General features: G+C 70.3%; 20 protein-coding genes. 15 read left to right on the top strand and 5 right to left on the bottom strand.

The window, feature by feature from the left end; translation table 11 throughout:
• Positions 1-35 precede the first annotated feature (35 nt).
• From B9O00_RS04865 to B9O00_RS04855, 3 genes are all read right to left on the bottom strand, one after another.
• The gene (locus B9O00_RS04865) at positions 36-881 is read right to left on the bottom strand and encodes an ABC transporter permease (protein WP_085121316.1); all 846 of its coding nucleotides are present in this window, start codon (positions 879-881) and stop codon (positions 36-38) included.
• Entirely contained in the window at positions 878-2230 is a 1353-nt protein-coding gene (locus tag B9O00_RS04860; protein WP_143596149.1) for an ABC transporter ATP-binding protein, read from the bottom strand. Before B9O00_RS04860 ends, B9O00_RS04865 begins: the two co-directional genes overlap by 4 nt.
• A gap of 151 nt (positions 2231-2381) precedes the next feature.
• A complete protein-coding gene (locus tag B9O00_RS04855) occupies positions 2382-3449 on the bottom strand; it encodes a putative sugar O-methyltransferase (RefSeq protein WP_085121314.1) in 1068 nt (355 codons plus the stop codon).
• 231 nt (positions 3450-3680) lie between these two features.
• On the opposite strand from B9O00_RS04855, the gene rfbA reads away from it, so the two are divergent.
• Positions 3681-4559, top strand: a complete 879-nt coding sequence (rfbA, locus tag B9O00_RS04850; RefSeq protein WP_085121313.1) for a glucose-1-phosphate thymidylyltransferase RfbA — start codon at positions 3681-3683, stop codon at positions 4557-4559.
• 28 nt (positions 4560-4587) lie between these two features.
• On the opposite strand, the gene B9O00_RS04845 is transcribed toward rfbA, so the two are convergent.
• Positions 4588-5583: an SDR family oxidoreductase gene (locus B9O00_RS04845; RefSeq protein WP_085121312.1), complete on the bottom strand. Its 996-nt coding sequence runs from the start codon at positions 5581-5583 to the stop codon at positions 4588-4590.
• 261 nt (positions 5584-5844) lie between these two features.
• Between B9O00_RS04845 and B9O00_RS04840 the strand changes: the two genes are divergently transcribed.
• From B9O00_RS04840 to B9O00_RS04775, 14 genes are all read left to right on the top strand, one after another.
• The gene (locus B9O00_RS04840; protein ID WP_159460110.1) at positions 5845-7551 is read left to right on the top strand and encodes a TIGR04372 family glycosyltransferase; all 1707 of its coding nucleotides are present in this window, start codon (positions 5845-5847) and stop codon (positions 7549-7551) included.
• A 342-nt stretch (positions 7552-7893) separates the two neighbouring features.
• Positions 7894-10704 carry a hypothetical protein gene (locus tag B9O00_RS04835; RefSeq protein ID WP_085121310.1) on the top strand — a complete coding sequence of 937 codons (2811 nt, stop codon included), beginning with the start codon at positions 7894-7896 and terminating at the stop codon, positions 10702-10704.
• A gap of 276 nt (positions 10705-10980) precedes the next feature.
• A complete protein-coding gene (locus tag B9O00_RS04830; RefSeq protein WP_089229730.1) occupies positions 10981-12912 on the top strand; it encodes a P-loop NTPase family protein in 1932 nt (643 codons plus the stop codon).
• Entirely contained in the window at positions 12909-13775 is an 867-nt protein-coding gene (locus B9O00_RS04825; protein ID WP_085121308.1) for an ABC transporter permease, read from the top strand. The genes B9O00_RS04830 and B9O00_RS04825 overlap by 4 nt, the downstream gene beginning before the upstream one ends.
• A 145-nt stretch (positions 13776-13920) precedes the next feature.
• On the top strand, positions 13921-14907 hold the full coding sequence (locus B9O00_RS04820; protein ID WP_235017040.1) for an NAD-dependent epimerase/dehydratase family protein: 987 nt from the start codon (positions 13921-13923) through the stop codon (positions 14905-14907).
• Positions 14904-15923, top strand: a complete 1020-nt coding sequence (locus B9O00_RS04815; protein WP_085121306.1) for a thiamine pyrophosphate-dependent dehydrogenase E1 component subunit alpha — start codon at positions 14904-14906, stop codon at positions 15921-15923. The genes B9O00_RS04820 and B9O00_RS04815 overlap by 4 nt, the downstream gene beginning before the upstream one ends.
• Positions 15916-17016, top strand: coding sequence for an alpha-ketoacid dehydrogenase subunit beta (locus tag B9O00_RS04810; RefSeq protein ID WP_085121305.1), 1101 nt, complete (start codon positions 15916-15918; stop codon positions 17014-17016). Before B9O00_RS04815 ends, B9O00_RS04810 begins: the two co-directional genes overlap by 8 nt.
• Before the next feature lie 35 nt (positions 17017-17051).
• Positions 17052-18062 carry a GDP-mannose 4,6-dehydratase gene (locus B9O00_RS04805; protein WP_085121304.1) on the top strand — a complete coding sequence of 337 codons (1011 nt, stop codon included), beginning with the start codon at positions 17052-17054 and terminating at the stop codon, positions 18060-18062.
• Positions 18059-19810: an FkbM family methyltransferase gene (locus B9O00_RS04800; protein WP_085121303.1), complete on the top strand. Its 1752-nt coding sequence runs from the start codon at positions 18059-18061 to the stop codon at positions 19808-19810. The genes B9O00_RS04805 and B9O00_RS04800 overlap by 4 nt, the downstream gene beginning before the upstream one ends.
• 14 nt (positions 19811-19824) lie before the next feature.
• Entirely contained in the window at positions 19825-20307 is a 483-nt protein-coding gene (locus B9O00_RS04795; RefSeq protein WP_085121302.1) for a hypothetical protein, read from the top strand.
• A complete protein-coding gene (locus tag B9O00_RS04790) occupies positions 20304-20861 on the top strand; it encodes a hypothetical protein (protein ID WP_085121301.1) in 558 nt (185 codons plus the stop codon). The genes B9O00_RS04795 and B9O00_RS04790 overlap by 4 nt, the downstream gene beginning before the upstream one ends.
• Positions 20858-21628: a glycosyltransferase family 2 protein gene (locus B9O00_RS04785; RefSeq protein WP_085121300.1), complete on the top strand. Its 771-nt coding sequence runs from the start codon at positions 20858-20860 to the stop codon at positions 21626-21628. The genes B9O00_RS04790 and B9O00_RS04785 overlap by 4 nt, the downstream gene beginning before the upstream one ends.
• Before the next feature lie 2 nt (positions 21629-21630).
• The gene (locus tag B9O00_RS04780) at positions 21631-22398 is read left to right on the top strand and encodes a glycosyltransferase family 2 protein (protein ID WP_085121299.1); all 768 of its coding nucleotides are present in this window, start codon (positions 21631-21633) and stop codon (positions 22396-22398) included.
• A gap of 14 nt (positions 22399-22412) precedes the next feature.
• Positions 22413-24671, top strand: a complete 2259-nt coding sequence (locus B9O00_RS04775) for a hypothetical protein (RefSeq protein ID WP_143596148.1) — start codon at positions 22413-22415, stop codon at positions 24669-24671.
• Between the two features lie 34 nt (positions 24672-24705).
• Here the strand turns inward: B9O00_RS04775 and B9O00_RS04770 are convergent, their stop codons facing one another.
• On the bottom strand, positions 24706-25527 hold the full coding sequence (locus tag B9O00_RS04770) for an SDR family oxidoreductase (protein WP_085121297.1): 822 nt from the start codon (positions 25525-25527) through the stop codon (positions 24706-24708).
• Positions 25528-25538 lie beyond the last annotated feature (11 nt).

Raw genomic sequence — 25538 nt, 5'->3', positions numbered from 1 at the left:
CGGAACCCGCCGAAGGCAGGACCGCGTGGAGGGGCTCAGAGGTAGTCGACGAGGGCGTTCTCGAGCCGCGTGAGGAACCAGGCGCCGATGCCGAAGATGACCAGCGACATGCCGGCGGCATACCACACGAAAGTCGGCTCGTGCATCGGGATGTCGAACAGGATCCACTTGAAGGTGTCGAGCACGGAGGCCATCGGATTGACGATGTAGATGATCTTGAGGGCGTGCTCCGGAACGACCGTCAGCGGATAGAGCACCGGGCTGACGAACATCCAGAACTGCAGGAACAGGGGCAGGGTCAGGCGGACGTCGCGCGCGAAGGCGTTGAGCCCGGACAGCAGCATGCCGATCCCGCCGACGGTGAGCAGCGTGATCAGAACCGGCCCCGGCAGCCACAGCAGGCGCCAGCTGACGTGGATGTAGAGCTTGCCGTCGGCCCACCAGTAGTAGGCCGTCGCCAGCCCCATCACGACCATCGCGAAGAGGAACTGCGCGAAGGCCGGCGCGATCGTCGCCAAAGGCACGATCATGTGCGGGAAGTTCATCCGCGTGATGAACTTGCGGTGCCCCGAGATGCTGCGCACCGAGATGCGCAGCCCGACGCCGACGAGGTTCCACAGGGCGAAGCCCGACAGCAGGAACAGCAGATAGGGCAGGCCGTTGCCCTTGAACTGCTGGACGTTGCTGAACAGCACGGCGAAGAGCAGCGCCGGCAGCAACGGCCGGATCACCAGCCAGGGCCAGCCGAGGATCGTGTTGGCGTAGTAGCCGCGGATCGAGTTCCGGGTGAAGAAGAAGAACAGGTGCCGGAAGCGCCAGACCGCGAAGATCTGCCGGCCGACCTGGGGCTTCGCCGGCTCGATGACGTCGACCGTGGTCATCCCTTTGCCTCCCTGTCGGCGATGGCCGGCAGCGTATCGGACTCCACCTGCCAGTCGAGCTGCGGGCGCAACACATGGCTGCCGTGCCGCTTGATCTCGAGCAGGTAGGCATCGGCATCGGCCGAATCCGGATCCGTCGCCGTGTCGTCGTAGACCCGGAACGTGAGGGCGTCCGATGCGGTGACCGTGTCGGTGGTATGGCGGCCGACGAAGCGGGCCTTGACGTGGACCTTGTACTCGATGTCGGCCAGCAGGTTCGGCGGCAGGTGCACCGTCGCGCGTTTCGTGCCCGGCTGCTCGAAGGTCACGATCGGCGTGACCGTGCGGAAGACCTTGACGTTGCCCCACTCGAAATCGACCGCCACCCGCGTCCGGATGCCGGGCTTCTTGGCCTCGAGGCCGATCTCGATGAAGCTGGAGCGGCTCCGGTCCAGGTGCCCGGTCTCCTTGCCTTCCGCCGACAGCAGCTTCACCCAGGCGATCACCAGTTCCTCGTTGTGGAACACCGAGTCGCGGGGCTTCGACTTGATGACGGGCAGCGCCCGGGCCACGCCGTGCACGGAATCCCGGTAGGCGTCGATCACCTCCAGGGTTTCGCCGATCATCATGACCCGGCCCTTGTCGAGCCACAGGACACGGTCGCAGAGCACTTCGATCGCCGCCATGTCGTGGGAGACGAACAGCACGGTCAGCCCGTCGGCGACGTCGTTCCTGACCCGCTCGATGCACTGCTCCTGGAACTGCATGTCGCCGACCGCGAGAATCTCGTCGGCCAGCAGGATCTGCGGCTTCAGGTTGATCATCAGCGCGAAGGACAGGCGCACGTACATGCCCGAAGAGTAGGCCTTGACCTGCTCGTCGAACATCTGCCCGAGGCCCGAAAAGGCCTCGATCTCCTCCAGCCGCTCCTCGATGAAGCGCCGGCTCACACCGTACATCGCGCCGGCCAGCAGCACGTTCTCGCGGCCCGTCAGGTCGTCGCGCAGCCCGAGGCCGAGCTCGAGCAGCGAGGCGACGCGCCCGCGCATCGTGACCCGGCCGGCGGTCGGCGGCGTCGAGCGCGCCATGACCTTGAGCAGCGTCGACTTGCCGGCGCCGTTCGGTCCGATGACCCCGAGACAGGTTCCCGGCCTGACCTCGAAGCTGACGTCGTCGAGGGCGACGATGCGGTTGTCGGCCTTCTTCTTCTTGCCGCCGAGCCAGCGCGGCAGGCGCATCTGCGCCAGCAGCAGGTTCAAGGCGGCGTTGCCGGTCGGCCCCTTCGTCCGCAGCTTGCGCTGATACTCCTTGGAGAGGCCTTCGACCTTGATCGCGGGCTCGTCACTCGGCACTGACAATTCGGAGGGCATCGACAGGTTCTTCACCACTTCGGGGAAAGTGTGGCCGCCGTCCAGTCGCCTGGCGGTTCGCAGCTGCGCAATGGGCCCCTTGGGATACACAAATGCCGGGTCGCTGACAAAGCGCTTTTTGGCGGCCTCGCCCGGCGCCGGAAGGCCGTCTCTAGCCGAAAAGACGGCGCAGGAACCCGCCCGCGCCGGGCGCGGCGGCACGGCGGCGGCCGACCAGGTGCCGATAGGACCGCTCGGTCCGTTCGCCGTCCTTCTTCTTCCTGCCGGTCGGCTGCAGCATCTTCGTGTAGGGCACGTCGAGCAGCGCCACCTCCTCGGTGTCGTAGTGCTCGCCGATCAGCTCCGAGACCGCGGTCATCTGCGGATTGTAGGGGCTGCGGTCCCGGTTGAGGCTGTACAGCACGGGACAGTGCAGGGCCGCCGCCTTGGCGACGTAGCCGAGGCACTGCTCGGCGGTCATCTCCTGGAAGGAGACCATGTTGACGACGAGATCGAGCCGGTCCGGGCGGAGCTGATCCAGGGCGGTGTTCGGCAGCAGCACGAAGTCGTAGTCCCGCCACCTCCCCTTCGGGATCGGGTCGGCGGCGTCGTGGAAGTGCAGCCGGGCCGCGGGAAAGACGGTCCTGATATAGGTTCCGGAGAACAGCAGGACCTCCGGCAGGTCGACGATCACGTAGGTCGTGTCGGGCCGCAGGGTCTTGTAGGCGTGGGCGAAGCCGCCCCAGCCGGCGCCGACCTCCAGCAGGCAGCGGCGCTCGCCGTCCGCCGGCGGCAGGACCCCGGCCCGCCGCATGCCGATCAGCACCTCGAAGAACTTCAGGGTGTCGATGTTGTAGAGCGCGCCGTCGATCTCGAAGCCGAAGCCGCCGAGCGCGCGCGGCTGGGGCACAAGCAGGTCGCGGCCGCCGAGCTCGATCAGGGCCGCCAGCTTCTCCTCGAACTGCCGCTGCGCAGCTTCCTTGCCGCTGCGGTAGTCGTAAACCTTGAGGCCGGTGAGGTGGTAGCTGTGGTGCAGCAGCTTCTCGACGACGAGCGGCGAGGCGTCGAGCAGGTACTCGAAGCCGGCCAGCTCCTCCTGCCAGTAGCGGCTCGGCTCGCCCGCGGTTCCGGCCTGGTCCTTCAGGCGAAGCACCGCGTCGCGCACCTCGAGGTAGTTCCGGAAGGCGGCGCTCTCACGAAGCGCCGCGAGGCGCGCTGCGAGCCGTTCGGCTGCTGACATTCTTTCCTCTGGCGGCCCAGGTGGATCGCGGACGGGGCCGGTCGACGGGCCGCCGCTGTCCGTCACTGGCGCCTTTTAGGCAAGGCACCGGCCGGGCGCAACAGCCGCGGCCGGCCGATCGCCGTGCTTGCCGGGAAGCGCCCGACGATGGCATGACGGTCGGCGCGGTGCCGCACGCTGGGTGCGGCGCAGTACCGCTGGAGGGATCACGCTGCTGCGCGACGATCGGGCATGAAGGCAATCATTCTCGCCGGCGGCACGGGCAGCAGGCTGTTCCCGGTGACCCGCGCGGTCAGCAAGCAGCTGCTGCCGGTCTTCGACAAGCCGATGATCTACTATCCGCTGTCGACGCTGATGCTCGCCGGCATCCGCGACATCCTGCTGATCACCCTGCCCCACGAGCAGGCGACCTTCCGGCAGCTGCTCGGCGACGGCAGCCAGTGGGGCCTGTCGCTGAGCTACGCCGTGCAGCCCTCGCCGGACGGCCTGGCCCAGGCCTTCCTGATCGGCCGCGCGTTCATCGGCCGGGACGCCTGCGCCCTGGCGCTCGGCGACAACGTCTTCTACGGCCACGGCCTGCCGGAGATCCTTCAGCGGGCGGCCGGCCGGCAGCAGGGGGCGACCCTGCTCGCCTATCAGGTCGCCGAGCCGTCGCGCTACGGCATCGTCAGCTTCGACCGCGCCGGCCGGCCGGCCTCGATCGTCGAGAAGCCGAAGCAGACGCGCTCCAGCTGGGCCGTGACCGGGCTCTATTTCTACGACAACGAGGTGGTGGAGATCGCCGGCGCGGTGAAGCCCTCGGCGCGCGGCGAGCTGGAGATCAGCGACGTCAACCAGGCCTACCTGGAGCGCGGCGGACTGACGGTCGAGCGGCTCGGCCGCGGCTACGCCTGGCTCGACACCGGGACCCACGAGTCGCTGCTTCAGGCCTCGCTCTTCGTGCAGACCGTCCAGGCCCGCCAGGGCCAGCACGTCGCCTGCCCGGAGGAGGTCGCCTTCCGCCAGGGCCTGATCGACGCGGCACAGCTCGAGCGCCTGGCCGAGGATCCGGCCAACGCCCCGATCCGGGCCTACCTGAAACGGATCCTGGAAGAGGAAGCGGCGGGCTGACCCGGCCGCGCCTGCCGGCGCAGGCGCCTCAGGCCTCGGACTTGAGGTACTTGAACCACTGCCGGGTGGCGTCGGCGATCGAGTCGACGGTCCAGAGCGGCGCGTCTCGCCACATCTCGATGTTCTCGACCATCGTCGAGACGCCTTCCTCGAAGCTCACCTTCGGCGCCCAGCCGAGCACCCGGCGGATCTTGGCCGTGTCGGCGAAGGTGCAGTCCGGCTCGCCCGGCCGCTTGGGCACGTAGACGATCTCGCCGCCGAGCAGCTCGACCAGCCGGTTGACGCTGTAGGTGTGGCCCGAGCCGACGTTGAAGCACTCGCCGGAGACGTCCGAGGCCGCCGCCGTGACCAGGGCGTTGACCACGTCGGTCACGTAGGTGAAGTCGCGCGTCTGCGTGCCGTCGCCGACCACGGTGAAGGGATGGCCGTCCAGCTTCTGCTTGAGGAACACGCCGAACACGGCGCCATAGGCGCCCGAGGTGCGGGAGCGCAGGCCGTAGACGTTGAACAGCCGCAGGGAAACCGTCGGCAGCCGGTACATCTTGGCCCAGGACAGCACGTACTGCTCGCCGAGGGCCTTGGTCAGGCCATAGGGATGGGTCGGCCGGATCGGCTCCTCTTCCGGCGTCGGCACGGTGTCGGGAAAGCCGTAGGACGACGAAGAGGCGACATAGACGAGCTTCTTCAGCGTACCGGCGGCTCGCGCCGCCTCCAGGACGGCGATCGTCCCGTCGACGTTCGTGCGATGGTAGAGCATCGGATGGTCGATCGAGGGCACGATGTCGGCCAGGGCGGCCAGGTGGAAGACCCACTCCACGCCCTCGAAATGCGGCCGCAGCGCCTCCGGGTCGGCCACGTCGACACGGACCAGCCGCACGCGCCCCTCGGGATCGGCGAGATCGAGATTGGCTTGCCGCCCGGTCGTGAAGTTGTCGATGACCGTGACATCGTGCCCTTCGGCGAGCAGACGCTCGACCAAATGGCTTCCGATGAAGCCGGCTCCCCCGGTCACCAACGTTTTCATGTGCAGGCAGATCTTCGCTTTGCGTGAACGACGCAGCGGGCATGCCAGCGCGCCCGTCCCTTGTCAACTGGATGTGCCGGCGGCCCGCCGGCCGCCACACGCCTGCCGCGCCGCTTTTTGTCTTTTGGCGGTCGCCACCTCATGGCATAAGGGCCGCGACGCTCGGCGGCTGCACTCCCTGTCGTGTCGGCGTTTGTTTCTTGTTCGCCCGCGGCGAGAGCTTAGACTTCGACTCAGATGCCCTGGGAACGTGCCCTCCGCTTGAGCCGACGGCCACTTCTGGTCTTCCGGCCAGCGGGCAAGTATTTCGGCCATCTCAACCTCGAGGTTATGCAGGCTGCCGCGACGGCGCGGCGCAACGACGCTTGGCTCTACCTCGTCGAGCCGCCAAATCTGCCGAATCGCACCTGTTTCGACCTCGTGATGCCCGGCGTCCGGCGGCTGCCGAGCTGCCGCCTGCTCGACCGCGTGCTCAACTGGTACGCCGATCGCGACCTGCTGCGGCAGGAGCAGGCGCACCTCGCCGAGCAACAGCTGTCCCGGGATCCCGACCGCCGCCTGCAGCAGAGGCTGCGGCGCAAGATCGGCCTGCCCGTCGACGGCGAATGGCTGGAGAAGGAATACCGGCTCCGCATCGCCCTGCGGATCCGAGGGCTGCAGTGCAAGCAGCGGCGTCTGGCCCGCCGGAAGGAAAGGCTGATGGCCGCGCGGAGCAAGGCCCGCACGGCGGCCAGAACCGGCGGCGGCCGGGACAAGGACAAGGCCGCGAAGGCCGAGAGCGTCGAGCGCAAGGACGAGCTGCGGCAGGTACGTCACGAGTTGAAGCGGGTCGAGCAACTGCTCGCGGAGCACCAGGGCGAGTTCGCCAAGGTCTGCCGCGAGCATCCCCTCGATCCCAGCCGCTTCTGGACCTGGCCGCTCCACCAATGGCGCATCCGCCGCCGGGAGCGGCAGGAGCAGGCGCCGGCACGGCACGCCAGGATGCTCGTCGCCGGCCAGGGCGAGTCCTACTACAGGCGCCGGCTGGTCGCGGAAACGCAGCCGATGCACCTCCGCAAGGCCGACGAGCAGCGCCTCGCCGCGCTGGCGGAGCGGCTGGGTATTCCCCCCGACGCCCGCATCGTCGCCCTGCACATCCGCGAGCCGGGCTACAAGTCGGGCAACAAGTCGGCGGCCATCCTGCCCGACGGCACGGTCGTGCTGCCGCGCAACGAATCGACCCGGAACAACACGGTCGACAACTATCTTCCGGCGATCCGCTACCTGACCGAGGCGGGCTACACCGTGGTCCGGCTCGGTGACCGGTTCATGACTCCGCTGTCGCTGCCTTCGGTCGTGGACATCGCGACCAACCCGGAGAGCGTCCCCGCGCTGGACTACTACTGCATCGCGCGTAGCGTCTTCTTCCTCGCGTCCGACTCCGGACCGATGATCATCCCCTTCATGACCGGAACGCCGATGCTGCTGGTCAACGCGACCCACATCGCGGTGAACTGGCCGATCGGGCCGGCCGACCTGCTGGTGCCGAAGTACGTCTGCGAGGCCGAGAGCGGCCGCTTCCTGAGCCTGGAGGAGACCTGCGGCCGCCATCACCTGGACCACTTCCGCGCGGACGCCCTCTACGACTACATCGAGTTGACGCCGGAGGACCTGCTGGCGGGCGTCCGCGAGATGGAACGGCGTCTGCAGTCTCCCGGGCCGCCGGGACGGACGGAGCTGCAGGCGCGCTACCGCAAGGCCGTGGTCCAGTGGATGGACCAGCCGAACGCCCCCAACTACTTCCGGAAGTGGGCCGCCGACGGCGGCTTCATCGGCAACGGCGACCTCGCGCAGTTCGTGGTCGAGCGGGATGCCGAGGGCGGCGGCTGGCGGCCGTTGGAGCGATCCGGAGAGGCCCCGGCCGAAGCCCGCCGCGGCTCGCCCATGGCGATCTCGGAATGCGACGACGACGGGGCAGGCTGCCCTTGACCGGGGCGGCGGATCGCGGACGCTGCCGCCTTCCGGCAGTGACACGCCTTGGGGGTTCGTGCTAGGGCCTCGGCAGGAACCGGCGGCGACCCGGGCAGCACGACCTCCGCGAGAATCCCTCCGCGGGAGCGGGCTCTATTCTTGCTTGTCCGGCTTTACTTGGAGTTTCACTTGACCCAATGCCTCGGGCATCGTCGAAGCCGGATGGCGGCCGCGTCCTCCGGCCACCGCATCGCCTGCCGCTGAGCGGCAGGCGGACGCCAGGGATCCAGAACCGGGGCTCGTAGAGCAGTCATGACGGAACAGCCTCGTCGCCTCCTGTTCGTCCTGAGAGAACCGAGCGTGGTGCTCCGCCATTTCGGCCCAGCCCTCGACCGGCTCATGGAGCGCGGCACCGAGGTGGTCATCGCCTACGAGGCGACGAACAGCCTGGCCGGCGGCTTTTTCGACTGGTGCGCCCGGCGCCCCCTGGCACGACCGGTGACCCTCTGCGCGCTCCCCGCGGAGAAGGAAGAGCGACGCCGACGACGGATGCTGCGGCTCGGCCAGGACTATCTGCGCTATTTCAGCCCGGCCTTCCGGAAGGTCGAGATGCTGCGCAAGCGGGCACAGCACCTGGCGCCCCCGGCGATCATGGAGGCCTTCCCCCCGGAGCTGCCGATGAGCCGCCGTCGGCTGGCCGCCCTGCAGCGCCTGCTGGCCCGGGGCGAGGCCGCCACCCCGCCCTTCGAGAGCGACCTCGCGCTGCTGCGCGCGATCCGGCCCGACGCGGTGGTGGTCTCGCCGCTGATCGACTACGGCTCGCCGCAGGTCGACCTGCTGAAGGCGGCGGCGGCCGAAGACATCCCGACGGGCCTCTGCGTCGCCAGCTGGGACAACCTGACCAACAAGGGACTGATCCGCTTCGTCCCGAACCTCGTGACGGTCTGGAACGACGCCCAGAAGCGGGAGGCGCGGCTCTATCACGGCGTGCCGGAGGACCATGTCGTCACGACCGGTGCCCAGACCTTCGACGCCTGGTTCGAAAAGAAGCCGAGCCGGAGCCGCGCGGAGTGGCTGCGGCTGCTCGGCCTGCCCGAGGACCAGAAGCTCGTCGTCTACCTCTGCTCGTCGAGCCAGATCGCCGGCAACGAGCGCGCCTTCGTCCTGAAGTGGCTGAAGGCGCTGCGCGCGAGCCGCGAGCCGCGCCTGGCCAACGCCAGCGTGCTGATCCGGCCGCACCCGCGCAACCTCGCGATCTGGGAGCCGTCGCAGCTCGACGGCCACCGCAACGTCACCGTCTGGCGCTACGGCCCGGACCTGCAGGGCCCCGAGACCCAGACCGATTTCTACGACACCCTCTACTATGCCGACGCCACGGTCGGGCTGAACACGAGCTCCCAGATCGACGCGGCGATCGTCGGCGCCCCCGTCTTCTCGATCATCGACCGCGCGACGAACGTCGGGACCGTGGGCACGATCCACTTCCGGCACCTGATGGCGAAGCACGGCGGCCCGACCCACATCGCCAAGGGCATCGCCAAGAACATCAAGCAGCTCGAAGCCTGCCTGGCGGATCCGGGGAAGTACCGGGCGATCAACGAGGCCTTCGTTGCGCATTTCGTGCGCCCGCACGGCCTCGCCCGGCCAGGCGCGGAGCTGCTCGCGCAGGCGCTCGGCGAACTCTGCGAGGGCCGGGTCAACGGTGCCGCGGTGCACGGCGCGCTGCCGGCCAGGCCTCTGCTTCCGGCGCTCAGCCGCCGCCGCGCCGACAGGTTGATCGGCTACCGGTCGAGCGCCAAGCCCGAGGTCGCCGTTCCGCTGCCGAAGAAGCCTTTCGCGACGCGGGCGCTGCTGGCGGCGGCGGGCCGACTGCACTTCGACCGGCAGCTCAGCCTGGCGCTCGATCCGCAGAAGCCGGTCGCCTCGCTGATCCTGCTCTACAACGTCGCCCGCATGATGCCCTTCACCCCGCCCGCCGAGCTGTGGCTGCCGCGCGAGGCGCGCGAGGAGCTCGGGCTCGCGGGCCTGGGCAGCGACGCGGTGAAGATCCGATGGCTGCCGCGGCAGGCCGTGCGTGCCGGCCAGCGCCTCGGCGCCCTGCAGCTGCCGACGGCCGAGGCGCTCAAGGAGGCGCAGCGGCACACCGAGGCCGAGATCGCCGAGATCACCAAGGAGGTGAAGACGCTCGAGGCCGAGATGCAGCAGGACCTGGCCTTCGTCGAGCGCTTCAAGCTGCGCGCGCTCGAAGCCGGGCAACGCGAGCTGCTGAGGCAGCAGAGGGGCCTCTCGGCCCGCCAGACGGCCCCCTGGGATACCGTCAGCCGGCGCTCGGTGCGACGGCTGAAGAAGGCGATCCAGCTGCCTTCCATCTACCGGTCAGAAGCGCAGTGCGAGCCGCCTGTCGAGGCGGGCAGGAAGGTCCTCACGATCCTGGCCGACCCCGCACGGGACCGGGAGATCCATTCCTACATTCCCTACTCCAAGACGCGGTCGATCAAGGCCAGGGAGCTCCTGCCCCTGGCCCGGGCCTTCGAAGAGAAGGGATGGCAGGTGCTGGTGCTCGGCGGCCGCAAGCAGGACTGGCCGGCCGGCGGCGCGATCCGCCTGCTGGGCAACGAGGACTTCGCGGCCGGCGCCGCCCTGGAAGCCCTGTCCCGCAGCCGCTTCGCCGTCGCCCGCGGCCTGTTCTGGACGCTCTATGCGCGCCTCTGCGGCACCGCCTGCCTGACGATCGACGCCTACGATCCCTGGCTGCACTATCCGCTGTCCGCGCGCGACGGCGCGCTGTTCGGCCGCTTCCTGGACAAGCACGGCGAGACGCTGTCGCTGCGTCGGCTGGCGGAACGGCTGCAGCGGGAGGGCCGGCCCGGGCTCGAAGGGCTGCGCGTCGAGAAGCCGTCGGGCGAGCAGATCCGCGCGGCGGCGGAGGTCTTCGTCGAGACCCTCGGCAAGCGCGCCGACGACCGCGACACGGGGCTGCGCAGCGAGCTCTGGCTCGGCTACAACGCCCTGACCGGCGGCAATCCGAACCTGCTGGATCACCACCTGATCCTCGGCCGGGGCCTCGTCCTGGAGGCCGAGGCCCTGTCCGGCCACGGCAGCGATTCGAGCCAGGCTCCGCCCGGGGAGGGCAGCGACGCCCCGGACGAACGGAGCGCCGTAGGCGCCTAGCCGCAGCCGGACGGCCCTTCCCGTCACCCCCCGAAAACGCCGCGCGAGCGGAGAGGCAAGATTTCCAGTCAGTTGAACAGAGCTTCACCGCGCGAGGACCCGCGCTCGCCGGCTCGGGCAAGCGGCGGAAAGGCGGTTCGAGGCACCGTCGGCGAACCGGAGACGGCGGCCGTCGTCGTCGACCGCCTCGGCCTCTGGCGGAGCGACGCACCACGGCACGAACGGCGCCGGCTCGCACGCAACGAATCGCTGAACACGCTCCTCGAGTTCCGCGCCTTGTTCTTCGGCACCGGCGATCCCGCCCGCCGCCGCGGCGACGGGCGGACCGTCCTGCTCGATCGCGTCAGCGTGGCGGTCCCGGCCGGCGCCCTGGTCGCCGTCGTCGACCTCGGCGGCGCCTCGCGACAGGCCTTCCTGCGCATCGTCGCCAACGCCATGGCGCCGGATCGCGGCAAGGTCGTGCATCGCGGCCGGGTGATCGTCAGGCCCCAGCTCAGAATGGCGGGCAGCGCCCACGAGACCGTGCGGGCCAACCTGCTCACCGTCGCCGAGCTTCTGGGCCTGCAGCGGCGCGAGATGGCCGCGGCCCTGCCGTCCGTCGAGGCCTTCGCCGGCGCCACGGAGATGCTCGACCTGCCCTTGCGCCGCGTGCCGCGGGAGAAGCTGAACGACATCCTGCTCGGCGTGATGTGCTGCGCGCCCTTCGACACCCTGGTGATCGAGGATATCGGCCGGATCGCCTCGCCCGGCGTCGAGGAGAGCTGGCGCGCCTTCCTGCGGGACGCGCCGGCCCTGGGCAAGACGCTGTTCTTCTCGGGGCGCCGGCTCGCCGACGCGATCGAGGCCAGCAGCCACCTGCTGCTGCTGAAGGACGGAAGGCTGCTGGATTTCGGCCCGGCCAGCGAGGTCGAGCACCGCCACGCAGCCTTCGTAGAGGAGGCCATCGCGACGCCGCAGGGTCCCCTCGAGACCGGGGCCGAGGAGGCCGAGGACGAGGACGACGAGGAGGACGACGGCGATCTCCTCGAGGACGACGGATTCGCAGAGGAACCCCCGGAGCGCGCGCCCTCGAAGAAATCTCGCTCGAAGAAGGACGGGGACCGGCCGGTGCTTCTGTCCAGGGAGTGGGAGAGCTACAGCAAGAAGGACAGGACGCGGCGCGCGATCCGGCAGAACCAGATCGGCGGCGCCGACTACGTCAGCGCCCGCAGCGACCTCGGCGAGATTCCGGGCCCGGAGACCGCCTGGCTCGACATCCTGCTGGCCGACGGCGCACCCGCCGTCCCGCAGCCGGAGCGTCCCGACGTCGAGGCCCCCTGCCGCCACCTGCCGGCCGTCTTCCTGGACGAGGGCTTCTGCCTCGGCTTCCGCTTCCGCACGCCGGTCGACGACCTGCGCATCCGGCCGGGCCTCGACCTCCTGCGCAACAAGAACGTCCTGACCGCCCGCAGCTTCGGCGAGCCGATCGTCCTGCCGGAGGCCGGCACCTACGAGTTGCGGGCGACGGTGCCGCCCGGCTTGCTCGGCAGCTTTCCCTTCACCGTCACCGCCTTCGTCGCGGTCGACCGCGCCCGCCGGCAGGACATCGTGATCCGGCGGGAGCCGGTCACCTTCCTCGCCATCCCGCGCGCCCCCCGGCCCCCGGCCGCGTCGGTGCCGGGCACCCCCGGGCCGGTCTTCTCGGAGCTGATCGAGATCCGGGACGCCGCCCTGGCCCGGTCGGCGGAGGGTGTCACCTTTGGCAAGCTCGAAGCCAGGGGGCGGGACGGCCGGCGCCTGGAGGAGGATCGCGGTGCGCCCGGCACCTTCGTCGCCACGGCGGGCGAGCCGCTGCGCTTGCGGATCGAGGTGCCGGTCACCCGGCCGCTCGGCCCGCGCCGGCTGCGCCTCGCCCTGATCGCCGACAACAAGACCACCCTGGTCAGCCGCAGCGCACCGGCTCCCGCCGTCGACATCGCGCGGGCCGGGCTGCTCGTGATCGAGGCCGGCCTGCGCGCCGAGGTCGTCGGCCCCCGGCCGCTGTCGCTGCGGCTGGAGCTCGAAGGCGAGCAGGACAGCCTGAGCCAGGCCCTGCCGATCGCGGTCCGGGGGGAGCGGCGCCCGGCCGACGGGCGCGGCGACCACCTGCTGTCGATCTCGGCGGCCGGCTTCGTCGAGCCGCGCTGCGACTGGCAGGTCACGCAGCTCGCGGCGGAGCCCGGCGAATGACAGGCCGCCGTCGCCGCCCGGTCCGCCGAACGGTCGTCCGTCCGGTCGCCCGCAACCTCTTCGTCTATCTGCGGCGGACCCTGCAGGCCCGACGGATCGTCCTGGCCGTCGCGCAGATCCTCTTCGCGCGCATGTACCAGCAGACGATCCTCGGCCCCTTCTGGCTGCTCGTCCGGGCCGCGCTGCCGACGCTGGGCATCGCGCTGGTCTTCCAGCACGTCGGCTCCTTCCAGTCCAAGACGATCCCCTATCCGCTCTACCTCTTCAGCGGCATGGCGTTGTGGAGCGCGGTGCATATCGGCCTGCTGCGCGGCGTGCGCAGCCTGTCGCACACGCGGCGCATCCACGGCTCGATCAATACGCCGCGCCTGACCATGGTGCTCGGCTCGCTGGTCATCCCGGTCTTCTACCACCTCGTCTTCGTGGCGATCCTCGCCGCGCTCCTCGCCTGGTACTGGGCGACGGGCGGCGCCCTGCCGATCGCGGTCGGCTGGAATCTCGGCTACGCGCCGCTCGCGGTCGCGCTGACGCTGCTGCTGATCGCCGGCCTCTCGGCCGTCAGCTCGGTGATCTTTCTCGTCGCCCGCGACGTCCGCTTCGTGCTGCCGCTCCTGGTCCAGGTCTGGTTCCTGGCGACGCCGGTCGTCTATCCCCTCGACATGCTGCCGCCGGTCTGGCGATCCCTGTCGCTCTTCGGCAACCCCATGACCGCGATCTGCGGCATCTACCGGCACGCGCTGTTCGGCGCGGCCCTGCCCGATTCGCGTGCCCTGCTGGCCGCCACGACGATCTCCCTGGCGGTCTTCCTGCTCGGCTCCTGGGCGATGATGCGCAGCGACCGCATCCTGCACGAGATCGTGTGAGCCCCTCGCGCAGGCACGGCCGCTTCGCCCCGCCGGACGCCAAGAAGGAAATTGTACTGGGCGACCTGACGCGCTATTGGGAAGCCGGCTTTCGGACGGCCTGACAGGGGACCGTCTTCTTTCCGGGCGAATGGAGAAGACTTCAGTGAGCAAGAGGCACGTTCTGGTGACCGGTGGCGCCGGCTACGTCGGCGCCGTCCTGATCCCCAAGCTGCTGGACGCCGGCTACGAGGTCACGGTTCTCGACCTCTTCATCTACGGCGAGGACGTTCTGCCGAAGCACGAGCGCCTGCGCACCGTCAAGGGCGACATCCGCGACATCGAGGCGGTCAAGGACGCGCTGACCGGCTGCGACTCGGTGATCCACCTCGCCTGCATCTCCAACGACCCCTCCTTCGAGCTCGACCCCGGCCTCGGCAAGTCGATCAACTTCGACTGCTTCCGGCCGCTGGTGCGCGCCGCCAAGGCCGCGGGCGTGAACCGCTTCATCTACGCCTCCTCCTCGTCGGTCTACGGCATCAAGGAAGGCGTGGAGGTCACCGAGGAGCTCGAGCTCGAGCCGCTGACCGACTACTCGAAGTTCAAGGCGATGTGCGAGGCGGTGCTGGAGGAGGAGCGCGAGCCCGGCTTCGTGACCCTGACCCTGCGCCCGGCCACGGTCTGCGGATACTCGCCGCGCCAGCGCCTGGACGTGGTCGTCAACATCCTGACGAACCATGCCGTGCACAATCACAAGATCAAGGTGTTCGGCGGCGAGCAGCTGCGCCCGAACATCCACATCGAGGACATGTGCGACCTCTACCTGCTGGCCCTCGAGGCGCCGGACGAGATGATCGACGGCAAGGTCTTCAACGCCGGTTACGAGAACCACAAGGTCCGCGAGCTGGCCGAGACGGTGAAGAAGGCGGTCGGCGACGACGTCGAGATGGTCGTCGAGCCGACTGACGACAACCGCTCCTACCACGTCTCCTCGGCCAAGATCGCCAAGGAGCTCGGCTTCACGCCGAAGCACACGATCGCCGAGGCGGTCGAGGGCCTGGTCGCGGCCTTCCGCGACGGCCGCCTGCCCGACGCCCTGAACGACCCGCGCTACTACAACATCCGCATGATGCAGAAGATCGACCTGAAATGACCTCGGCCTCCGCCGCATCGGCGGGCAGCGCCGCGGCGCTCGCCAACGGTCCCGATCCGGAGCTGCTCTGGCGTCTCTACCGGCTGATGCTCTACGTGCGGCTGGTCGAGGAGAAGATCGTCGCCCTCTATCCCGAGCAGCAGATGCGCTGCCCGGTGCATCTCTCGATCGGCCAGGAAGCGCCGGCGGCCGGCGTCGCCGCCGCGCTCCGGCCCGGCGACCAGGCGATGTCGGGCCATCGCTCGCACGGCCACTACCTGGCGATGGACGCCGACCTGGACGGCATGTTCGCCGAGATCTACGGCAAGGCGCCCGGCTGTGCCCGGGGCCGCGGCGGCTCGATGCACCTGATCGACCGCGCCAAGGGCTTCCTCGGCGCCGTGCCGATCGTCGGCAGCACGATCCCGATCGCCGCCGGCGCCGCCTTCACCAGCAAGCTGCGCGGCGACGGCAAGGTCACGGTGATCTACCTCGGCGACGGCGCCGCCGAGACCGGCGTGTTCCACGAGACCCTGAACTTCGCGGCGCTGAAAAAGCTGCCACTGCTGTTCGTCTGTGAGAACAACCTCTACTCGGTCTATTCCCCCATGGAGGTGCGCCAGCCGCTCGGCCGGCCGATCGCCGGCATCGCCCGCGCCCACGGCGTCGCGACCTGGGAAGGCGACGGCAACGACGCGGTCGCGGTCTGGCAGATGGCCAGCGAGGCGGTCGAGGCCTGCCGCGCCGGCCACGGACCGGCCTTCCTGGAGCTCGCGACCTACCGCTGGCGCGAGCACTGCGGACCGAACTTCGACAACGACATCGGCTACCGCACGGTCGAGGAGTACGAGACCTGGCGCGCCCGGGACCCGCTGGCACGCCACAAGGCGCTGCTGCAGGACCGCCTGGGCGCCGACGACGCGGCGTTCGCCGCGCTGGAGGGCGAACTGCAGGCACGCATCGACGCCGCCGTCGCCAAGGCCAAGGCCGCTGCCTTCCCCGTCGACACGCTGTCGCCGGAGGACTGCTATGCCTGACGACGCCCACCGGAGCGCCGCCGTGTCGACCCGCCGGATGACCTTCGCCCAGGGCCTGCTGGAGGCGCAGGCGATCGCGCTGGAGCAGGACCCCAGCGTCTACCTGATGGGCCTCGGCGCGCCCGACCCCAAGGGCATCTTCGGCACGACCTCCGGCCTGCTGCAGCGCTTCGGGCCGGAGCGCGTGCAGGACATGCCGCTGTCGGAGAACGCCATGACCGGCGTCGCCGTCGGCTCGGCGATCACCGGCATGCGGCCGATCCTGACCCATCAGCGCGTCGACTTCGCCCTGGTCGCCATGGAGCAGATGGTCAACCAGGCGGCCAAGTGGTTCTTCATGTTCGGCGGCCAGGTGCCCGTGCCGCTGACCATCCGGATGATCGTCGGCCGCGGCTGGGGCCAGGGCCCGCAGCATTCCCAGAGCCTGCAGGCCTGGTTCGCCCACGTGCCCGGCCTCAAGGTCGTGATGCCGGCGACCCCGGCCGACGCCAAGGGCCTGCTGCTCTCGGCGATCGAGGACGACAACCCGGTGATCTGCCTGGAGCACCGCTGGCTCTACGGCCTCGCCGACGAGGTGCCCGAGGGTCCCTACCGGGTGCCCCTGGGCAAGGCGCGGCTGATGCACGGCGGCGGCGGCAAGGCCGAGGTCACGCTGGTCGGGCTGTCCTACATGAGCCTGGAGGCGCTGCGCGCCGCCGAGATCCTGGCCGAGCAGGGCATCGAGGCCGAGGTCATCGACCTGCGCTCGGTCAGGCCGCTCGACGAGGCGACGATCCTCGACTCGGTCGCGCGGACGGGCCGGCTGGTCGTCGCCGACACGGCGCACGTGCGCTTCGGCGCCGGTGCCGAGGTCGTCAGCCTGGTCGTCGAGCAGGCCTTCGACAAGCTCAAGGCCGCGCCGGTGCGCATCGGCCTGCCCGACTTCCCGACCCCGACCAGCAAGGCGCTGTCCGACTCCTACTACCCGCGCGCACCGCACCTCGTGGCGGCGGCCCTGAAGCTGCTCGGCCGACCGGTCGATCCCGAGCTCTTCGCGGTGCCCGAGGGCCGCAACCTGGACCAGCCCGACAGCAGCTTCACCGGCCCCTTCTAGAGCCCCACCGTCCTTTCCAGCAGAAACCGAGAGTGATGAGCGAAAGCTACCAACCCAGCCGCGTCGTGGTGCTCGGCAGCAACGCCTTTTCCGGCCAGGATTTCTGCGATCTGCTGCTGGACAAGCCGGGCATCGAGGTGATCGGCATCAGCCGCTCGGCCGAGAAGCCGGCGCCGCTGCTGCGCTACCGCGGCCGCGACGACCTCTCGCGCTTCCGCTTCCAGCAGTTCGACATGAACCGCGACAGCGACGCCCTGATCGACTTCCTCGACCAGGAGAAGCCGGACGCGATCGTCAACTTCGCAGCGCAGAGCGAGGTCGGGCCGAGCTGGGAGCATCCCGAGCACTGGTTCGAGACCAACACCGTCTCGCTCGCCAAGATGGTCAACGCCCTGCGCCGGCGCGACTACCTGAAGCGCTACCTCCACGTCTCCTCGCCCGAGGCCTACGGCAACTGCGTCGGCAGGGTGACCGAGGACACGCCGGACAATCCCTCGACGCCCTACGCGGCCTCGAAGGCGGCGGCCGACATGCTGCTCGAGGTCTATCGCAAGCAGTACGGCCTGCCGGTGATGAACGTGCGCGCGACCAACGTCTACGGCGCCCGCCAGCAGCTCTTCAAGATCATCCCGCGCTCGGTCATCTACCTGAAGCTCGGGCGGACCATCCAGCTGCACGGCGGCGGCCACGCGGTGAAGTCCTATATCCACGTGCGCGACGTCTCCGAGGGCGAGTTCGACATCCTGACCAGGGGCGAGATCGGCCAGCGCTACCACCTGTCGCCCGACGGCGGCGTCGCGGTGCGCGACGTCGTGGCCGAGATCGCGAAGCGGCTCGGCAAGTCGCTGGAGGAGGTGACCGAAACGGTCGCCGACCGGCCCGGCCAGGACGCCGCCTACGTCATCGACTCGACCAAGGCGCGCGAAGCCTTCGGCTGGCGCGCCCGGATCTCGCTCGAGGAAGGCATCGACGAGACCGTGTCCTGGGTCGAGGACAACTGGGACTTCATCCGTTCGCAATCCCTGGACTACGAGCACAAGGCGTGACCAGCAGCCAACAGACCCCGGACGCCCCGCAGACCGCCCGCGACCTGCCGCGCCGGCTGATCCTGTCGATCTCCAGCGACATCGGCCTCGCCCTGGCCAAGGCCTGGCTGGCCGAAGGCTGCCAGGTCGCCGGCACCTACCGGACCCATTCACCGGCCCTCGACGAGCTGGAGCGGGCGGGCGCCGTCCTGGCGCCCTGCGACCTCTCCGACGCGGCCTCGGTCGGGGCGGCCGCCAGGACCCTGGCCGCCGAGGGCGCCTGGGACGTCCTGGTCGTGGCCCCGGGCGCCATGGAGCCGGTCGGCAGCTTCGAGGCCGTCGGCTTCGACGCCTGGGAGCAGTCGGTGCAGGTCAACTTCACCGCGCAGCTGCGGGCCCTGCACGGCCTGCTGCCGGCGCGCCGCCGCGACAGCGCGCAGGGCCCCCTGGTCCTGTTCTTCGCCGCCGGCGGCACGAACGGTGCGCCGACCAACTATTCGGCCTACACCGTCGCCAAGGTGGCGAGCATCAAGATGTGCGAGCTGCTCGACGCGGAGATCCCGGACACCCGCTTCGCCATCGTCGGCCCGGGCTGGGTCAAGACCAAGATCCACCAGGCGACGCTCGACGCCAAGGAGGCCGCGGGCGACAACTACCGCCGCACGGTCGAGATGCTGGACGGCGGCGACTGGGTGTCGATGGACAAGGTCGTCGCCTGCTGCGACTGGCTGGTCGGCGCCGGCCGCGAGACGATCGGCGGCCGCAACTTCAGCGTCGCCCACGACCGCTGGGGCACCGCCGAGCTCGAGGCCCTGCTGGCCGACGATCCGGACATGTACAAGCTGCGCCGCGCCGGCAACGACAAGCTGGTCGGCAAGGGCGCGTTCCGCCACGTCGCCCCCGAGGAGCTGCTGGCCCGCCAGTTCGAGGTCCTGCCGGTCGACCTGGACGACCACCGGCCGGATGCGCCGGCCTACGCCTTCCTCAAGGCGGCCGCGCAGCACGCCGTCGGCCAGATGTTCGGGCCGGGCAACCGGCGGCCGCGCCGCTTCGGCCCGTTCGGGGCGCTGACGTTCCCCTATCACGGCATGGGCGCGATCGACTCGCTCGACCTCTTCGGCCTCGACGAGCTGATCCTCTTCGCCTTCTACAACGCCAACCGCGGCCGCTACCGCAAGGCCGGCGACGTCGGCGCCAACATCGGCCTGCACTCCCTGATGCTGGCGCGCTCCGGCTTCCAGGTGCGCTGCTTCGAGCCCGATCCCGTCCACGCGAAGCTGCTGCGCCGCAACCTCGAGCTCAACGGCGTCGCCGACCGGGTCGAGCTGATCGAGGCCGCGGTCTCCGACCGGCCCGGGCAGGCCGAGTTCGTCCGCGTGCTCGGCAACACCACCGGCAGCCACCTCAGCGGCGCCAAGGCGAACCCCTACGGCGAGCTGGAGCGCTTCCCGGTCGAGCTGAAGCCGATCGGCGAGATCATGGACTGGGCCGACCTGGTCAAGATCGACGCCGAGGGCCACGAGACGCAGATCATCCGCGGCACGACCCGGGCGCACTGGCAGGGCACCGACGCGGTCATGGAGATCGGCACCCCGGAGAACGCGGAGATCGTCTTCGCCCACCTCAAGGGCCTGGGCGTCAACCTCTTCGCCCAGAAGACCGGCTGGCGGCAGGTCGCGACGGTCGCCGACATGCCGACCAGCTATCGCGACGGCAGCCTCTTCGTCACCGCCGCGGCCGCGATGCCCTGGGGCGCCGGACCGGGCTGAGGAAACCTGGGGGGATGGGCATGGTCGCCGTGCTCGCCGGTGCAGGATCGGTCCTGGCCGGCGTCCTGCTGCATTTCCTCGTCGTCCGCCTGGCCGCGGCCCGGCCGCTGCCGCTGCTCGCCGCCACGATCCTGATCGCCGGGCTCGCCGGCCTCTTCTGGGGCAGCCTGCCGGCCGCGGTCTACGCCCTGCTGCTCGCCGGCGCAGGCATGACCTCCTACCTGCTGCTCTACATCGGCGTCGAGCACGACAGCCCGACCCTGGCCCTGGCCGGCTTCATCGAGCGCCACGGCAGCGCCGGCATGCCCGAGGGCGAGGTCGAGGCCTTCATCGCCAGTCATCCCTTCACCGCCACGCGCATCGGCAAGCTGCTCGAGCAGCGCATCGTCGTGCTGGACGCCGACGACCGCTACCGCATGCAGGGCCACGTCGGCCTCTTCGTGCAGCTCACCCACCTCTACCGGCGGCTCTCCGGCATGGACAAGGCGAGCGGATGACCGGCCTGCTGCCCCTGCTGCCGCCGCCCGAGGGGCTCGCCGAGTGGCTGGGCCTGGCACGGGTCGCCCTGGCCCTGGCCGCCAGCCTGGCCGGCCACGTCGCAAGCCAGCGACTGACCCGCGGTCATGTGCTGCCCTACAAGGTCAGCCTGCTCGCCGGCCTCGCGGCGCTGGCGCTGGTCGAGGTCCTGACCTTCAGCCCGGCCGGCCTCTGGCTGCTGCTCGGCGACCTGCTGCTGTTCTGCTGCGGCTGGTTCGTCTTCCTCAACTTCGTGCAGGCCGGACAGTCGAGCCTGCGCGTGCGCATCCTGCTGGAGCTGCAGGCGGCCGGCGCCGCGGGACTGCCGCACGACGACCTGCTCGCGCGCTACAGCGACCGCCACCTGACCCACCTGCGCCTGGAGCGGATGGTCGCCGGCGGCGCGGTGCTGCGGCGCGACGGGCGGCTGTGGCTGGCCTCACCCTCGCTCGCCCGGCTGCTCGGCCTGATGCGCGCCCTGAAGCGGCTCTACCTGGGCCGGCTCTCGGAGTTCGACCCGGGGAGGCCGCGATGACCAGGCCGGCGCTGAGCCTCGTGGTCCCGGCCTTCAACGAAGAGCCGAACATCCAGAAGACCCTGGCGACGATCGCCGCGACGATGGCGGAGCTGCCGCTCGAGCACTACGAGGTCGTGGTGGTCGACGACGGCAGCCACGACGCGACGGCAGCCCTGGTCGAACAGGCTTCGGCCGCCGATGCGCGGATCCGCCTGGTGCGCCACACGGTCAACAAGGGCCTCGGCAGCTCGATCCTGGACGGCGCCGCGGCGGCGCTCGCCGAGAAGTTCATGGTGGTGCCGGGCGACAACGACATGAGCGCCGACCTGATGTACGCGATGGCACGGCACCACGACGCCGCCGAGCTGGTGATCGCCGCGCCGCTCAATCTCGAGATCCGGCCCGACTTCCGGATCTTCCTGTCGCTGATGTACCGGCTGCTCTACTTCTGCGCCTTCCGCGTCTACGTCTTCTACGTCAACGCGCCCTGCGTCTGGCCGACCGAGCTGGTGCGCGGCATCGGAGCGAAATCGCAGCGCTTCTCGATCGTCTCCGAGATCAACGTCAAGCTGCTCCGCTCCGGCGCCAGCTTCGCCGAGGTGCCGGGCTACTTCACCGGCGGACGGCCGGGCGGCGCCGCCAGCTGGCGCAACCTCCAGGAGGTCGTGAAGGTGTTCCTGCGCCTGAACTGGGAGATCCACGTCTCGCAGCGCGAGCGATTCCGCGCGCGGCCCCGGCGAGTCTACCTGGACCTGGCCCGCCGGCCGGGCAGCGGAGGGGCGTGACCATGCCGGAGCTGTCTTTCGTGGTTCCCGCCTTCAACGAGGAACCGAACATCGAGTCGACCCTGGCGACGGTCGGCGGGGTGATGGCCGGGATCGGCCTGGCGGACTACGAGATCGTCGTGATCGACGACGGCAGCAGCGACGCCACGGCGCGCCTGGTGGAGGCGGCCGGCACCGCCGACCCGCGCGTGCGGCTGGTGCGCCACGAGGTCAACCGGGGCCTCGGCGCGGCGATCCGCAGCGGCCTCGCCGCCCTGAAGTCGGAGAAGTTCATGATCGTGCCGGGCGACAACGACATGAACGCCGGCTTCATCGACGTCATGGCGCGGCACCGCGACGCCGCCGACATGGTGATCGCGGCCCCGCTCAACCTGGAGATCCGGCCCTACGGCCGCATCATCCTGTCGCTGACCTACCGGCTGCTCTACTACATCGCCTTCCAGGTCTACGTCTTCTACATCAACGCGCCCTGCGTCTGGCCGACGCGGCTGGTGCGCTCCGTCGACGCGACCTCGCAGCGCTTCTCGATCGTCTCCGAGATCAACGTCAAGCTGCTGCGTTCCGGCGCCCGCTTCGCCGAGGTGCCGGGCTACCTGTCCGGTGGCAAGCCCGGCGGCGCCGCCAGCTGGCGCAACCTGCGCGAGGTCGTGAAGGTCTTCCTGCGCCTGAACTGGGAGATCCACGTCTCGCGCCGGCAGCAGTTCTCGAAGCGGCCCGAGCGGGTCTATATCGACCTCGGACACCTCGGGTACGGCGCGTCCGGAAAGTAGAGGAGCCGGCCATCGTGAGCGAGCCACGACCAACGCCTAGCGTGCCGGGCTGGCCGGTCGCGCCGATCGCGCCCTTCGCGTTGCTGGCGGCCCTGCCGGTCCTGGCGGTCGCGGTCGTCGGCCAGAGCGAGAAGGCCGAGATGGCCGGCTACCTCCTGCTGCTGGTCTTCGGCCCCTTCGCCGCGGCACTGCTCTGGGCCTGGCTCGATCAGCGGCTCGGCCCGAGCACCTGGGCGCGCCGCGCCGAACGGATCGTCCAGCTCGCCGCCTGCCTGCTTCTCATCCTGGCGCTCGGCGGCCTCGTGCGCCAGGCGACAGGAGTCCCGCTGCTCGGCCCGCTGCTGGTGGTCGCCTTGACCGCCTTCCTGGCAGGCGCGCTCCTCACTGCGGCGAGGGGGCTGCCGGCGAGGCTCGACGACCGGCTGGCGCGCCTCGACCGCTGGACGGTGCCGCTGCTGCTGGGCTCGCTGGCCCTCTTCTGCGCGATCTACGCGCCGCTCTATCCGGATCGTCCGCAGGTCTCGGCCTTCTTCGAGTGGCTCACCGAGCGGCCGCTGTTCCCGATCCTGCTGCTGGCCGCCTGGCCGCTGGCATTCCTGGCGCCGCGGCTGCCGCCTCTCCGCCGAGGCCCCTTCGCGTGGGGCCTGCTCGCGCTCTGCCTGATCCTCGCGCTGCTGCTGTTCGACGACGGGCTGTTTCGCGCGTACGACCACTTCGTGCCCTATGTCGGTCCCGCGCTGCATGCGCGGCGGGGCGGCGTGCCCATGGTCGAGGTCTATTCGCAGTACGGCCTCCTGCCCTGGGTCGTGCTCAGCGCGGCCTTCGAGCGCCTGCCCGAGACCTTCGGCGCAGCAGCCTTCGTCGTGCGGCTGTTCACCTTGGCCTGGTTCGTCACCTTCCTCCTGACCGTCCACCGGCTCGTGCGCGACAAGGGCGTCTGCCTCCTGCTCGCCGCCATCGGCCTGATCTGGGCCATCACCTTCCATGAGAAGGTGTTCAATCTGAACGGCTTGCCCTCGACCCAGGGCTACCGCTATCTGCTGCCCGCCCTGGTCGTGCTCTGGATGGCCTGGGCCGAGCACTGGCGCTGGCGCGGCCTCGGCCTCCTGGTCCTGACGGTGGTGGCCTCGCTGTGGAGCATCGAGGACCTCCTGTTCTCGGCGGGTCCGGTCGGCGCTGCGGCCGTGCTGACCGCGCTGCGCGCGCGCACGCCACGCCCCCTGCTGAGAGACGGCGCGATCCTGCTCGGCGGCCTGCTGGCCGGCCAGGGCGCCCTCGCCCTGTATCTCGCGGCGGCCTACGGCCGGATGCCCGACTACCGCCCCTACTTCGAGCTGGTGTCCAGCTTCGAGCCGGGCAGCGTCTCGCACTGGAGCGTCCCGATCCCCAGGGAGTACGGGCTGTGGATACCGGTCGCGCTTGCCTTCTTCGTGCCGCTCGCCCTCGCCGCGCGCGACGCTCTGGCCGGCCGTGACGACCATCCGCGCGCCTCGAGCCTGGTGCCCGCGTCGGTGCTCGGCATCGGTGCGGTCAGCTATTTCGTCGGCCGCTCGACATCGACGACGCTGGGCCTGGCGCTGCTGCCCTTCCTGACCGTCGCCCTCGTCGGCCTCGACGCGCTGCTGGAGCGCTGGCGCGAGACTCCCCGATCGCAGCTGCGGCTCGAACGGCTCCTGGTCGCGCTGGCCGTCGCCTCGGTCGTCGCCTTCTCGCTCGAGCGTTTCGCGCGCCCCTACCGAGCCGACCAGGGCAACGCGACGCTGCTCCGCGAGTGCTTCGACGCCGCCGGCTGCGCACCGCAGGCGGTCGCCCGCAGGCTCGCCGCCGGGATCGCACAGCGGCCGAGCGAGGTCGACGAGACCGACCCCGTGCAGTTCCAGATGCAGGGGACCGGGTTGGCCGCCCGCGTGCGCGACCTGCGGCTGCTCCTGGACCGGGACTTTCCGGGCCGGAACCGAATCCCGGCGCTGATCGACAGCAAGCGCCTCTACTTCCTCGGGGTTGCACTGTTCGCACAGAGTGACCGCTGGTATTTCTGGCCGGTCTCCAGCTCGCTCAACGACATGGATGCGCCGCTCTTGCGCCGCGCCATCCTGGAGTCCAGCGACGCCCTAGGCCCCGGCGACCTGCTGCTCGTCGACCGCGAGCGCGAGAGCCTGCTGTCGATCTGGCAGGAGGCCTGGCAGCGAATCGCGTCGCGCTGCACGCTGGAGCGGGTCGATTCCGGGGCCTTCTACGACGTCCTCGCCCTGCGCTCCTGCCGGGCGCCGTAGAACGGGTCGCGCGCCCGGCCGCATCCGGGGGCGCTCACACCTCCTTCACCGGGCCTTTGCCGTGCAGGTAGCCCTTGCGGGCGGTGAAGAAGGGCTCGTTGAGGCTGAGGCCGCCGTCGACCACCAGCACGTGGCCGGTGACGTACGAGGCAAGCGGCGAGGCCAGCATGACCGCTGCCTGGCCGATGTCGCGCCCGTTGGCCGCCCGACGCAGCGGCACAACCGATTCGCAGACCGCCCGGTTGATCGGGTCGTCGGTCAGCCGCGGTCCCTCGTCGCGGTCGACCAGGCCGAGCGCCATCGCGTTGACCCGGATGCTGCTCTCGCCCAGCGAGACGGCGAGGTAGCGGGTCAGGTGGTCGATGCCGGCCTTGGCGATGTGGTAGCCGGGCGTCTGCTGGGCGACCTGCGCGCCGAGCACCGAGGAGATGTTGAGGATGCTCGGATTGGCCGCCTTGCTCAGCAGTGGCGCCGCCGCCGCGGCGAGCTGGGCCGGCGCCTCCAGCAGAATCTCGAGCTCGGCGTGCCAGTGCTCCATGTTCTCGGGGAAGCTGCGCCGGTCGCGCCGCTCCGGCGAGGCGCTCTGGATCAGCGTGGTCAGCCCGCCGAAGCGCTCGGCCGCCGCCGCGAAGGCCTCGGCCACGGCGCCGGCCTCGCGCACGTCGACGATGCGGGACAGGGCCTCGGTGCCGCTCTCCGCCAGCTCGCAGGCCAGCCGTTCCAGCCCGATCGCCTCGACGTCGAGGAGCAGCAGCGCCGCGCCGTGCGCCGCGCAGGCGCGCGCCACCGCGGCGCCGACGCCGCGCGCCGCTCCGGTGACCGCGACGACATGGTCGGCGAGAAGCGGCAGGGACATGGGAACCTGTT

Source organism: Tistlia consotensis USBA 355 (genome assembly GCF_900177295.1).
Lineage (GTDB): Bacteria > Pseudomonadota > Alphaproteobacteria > Kiloniellales > DSM-21159 > Tistlia > Tistlia consotensis.
The sequence above is the reverse complement of the archived record's forward strand: the minus strand, read 5'-3'. Positions and strand labels throughout refer to the sequence as shown.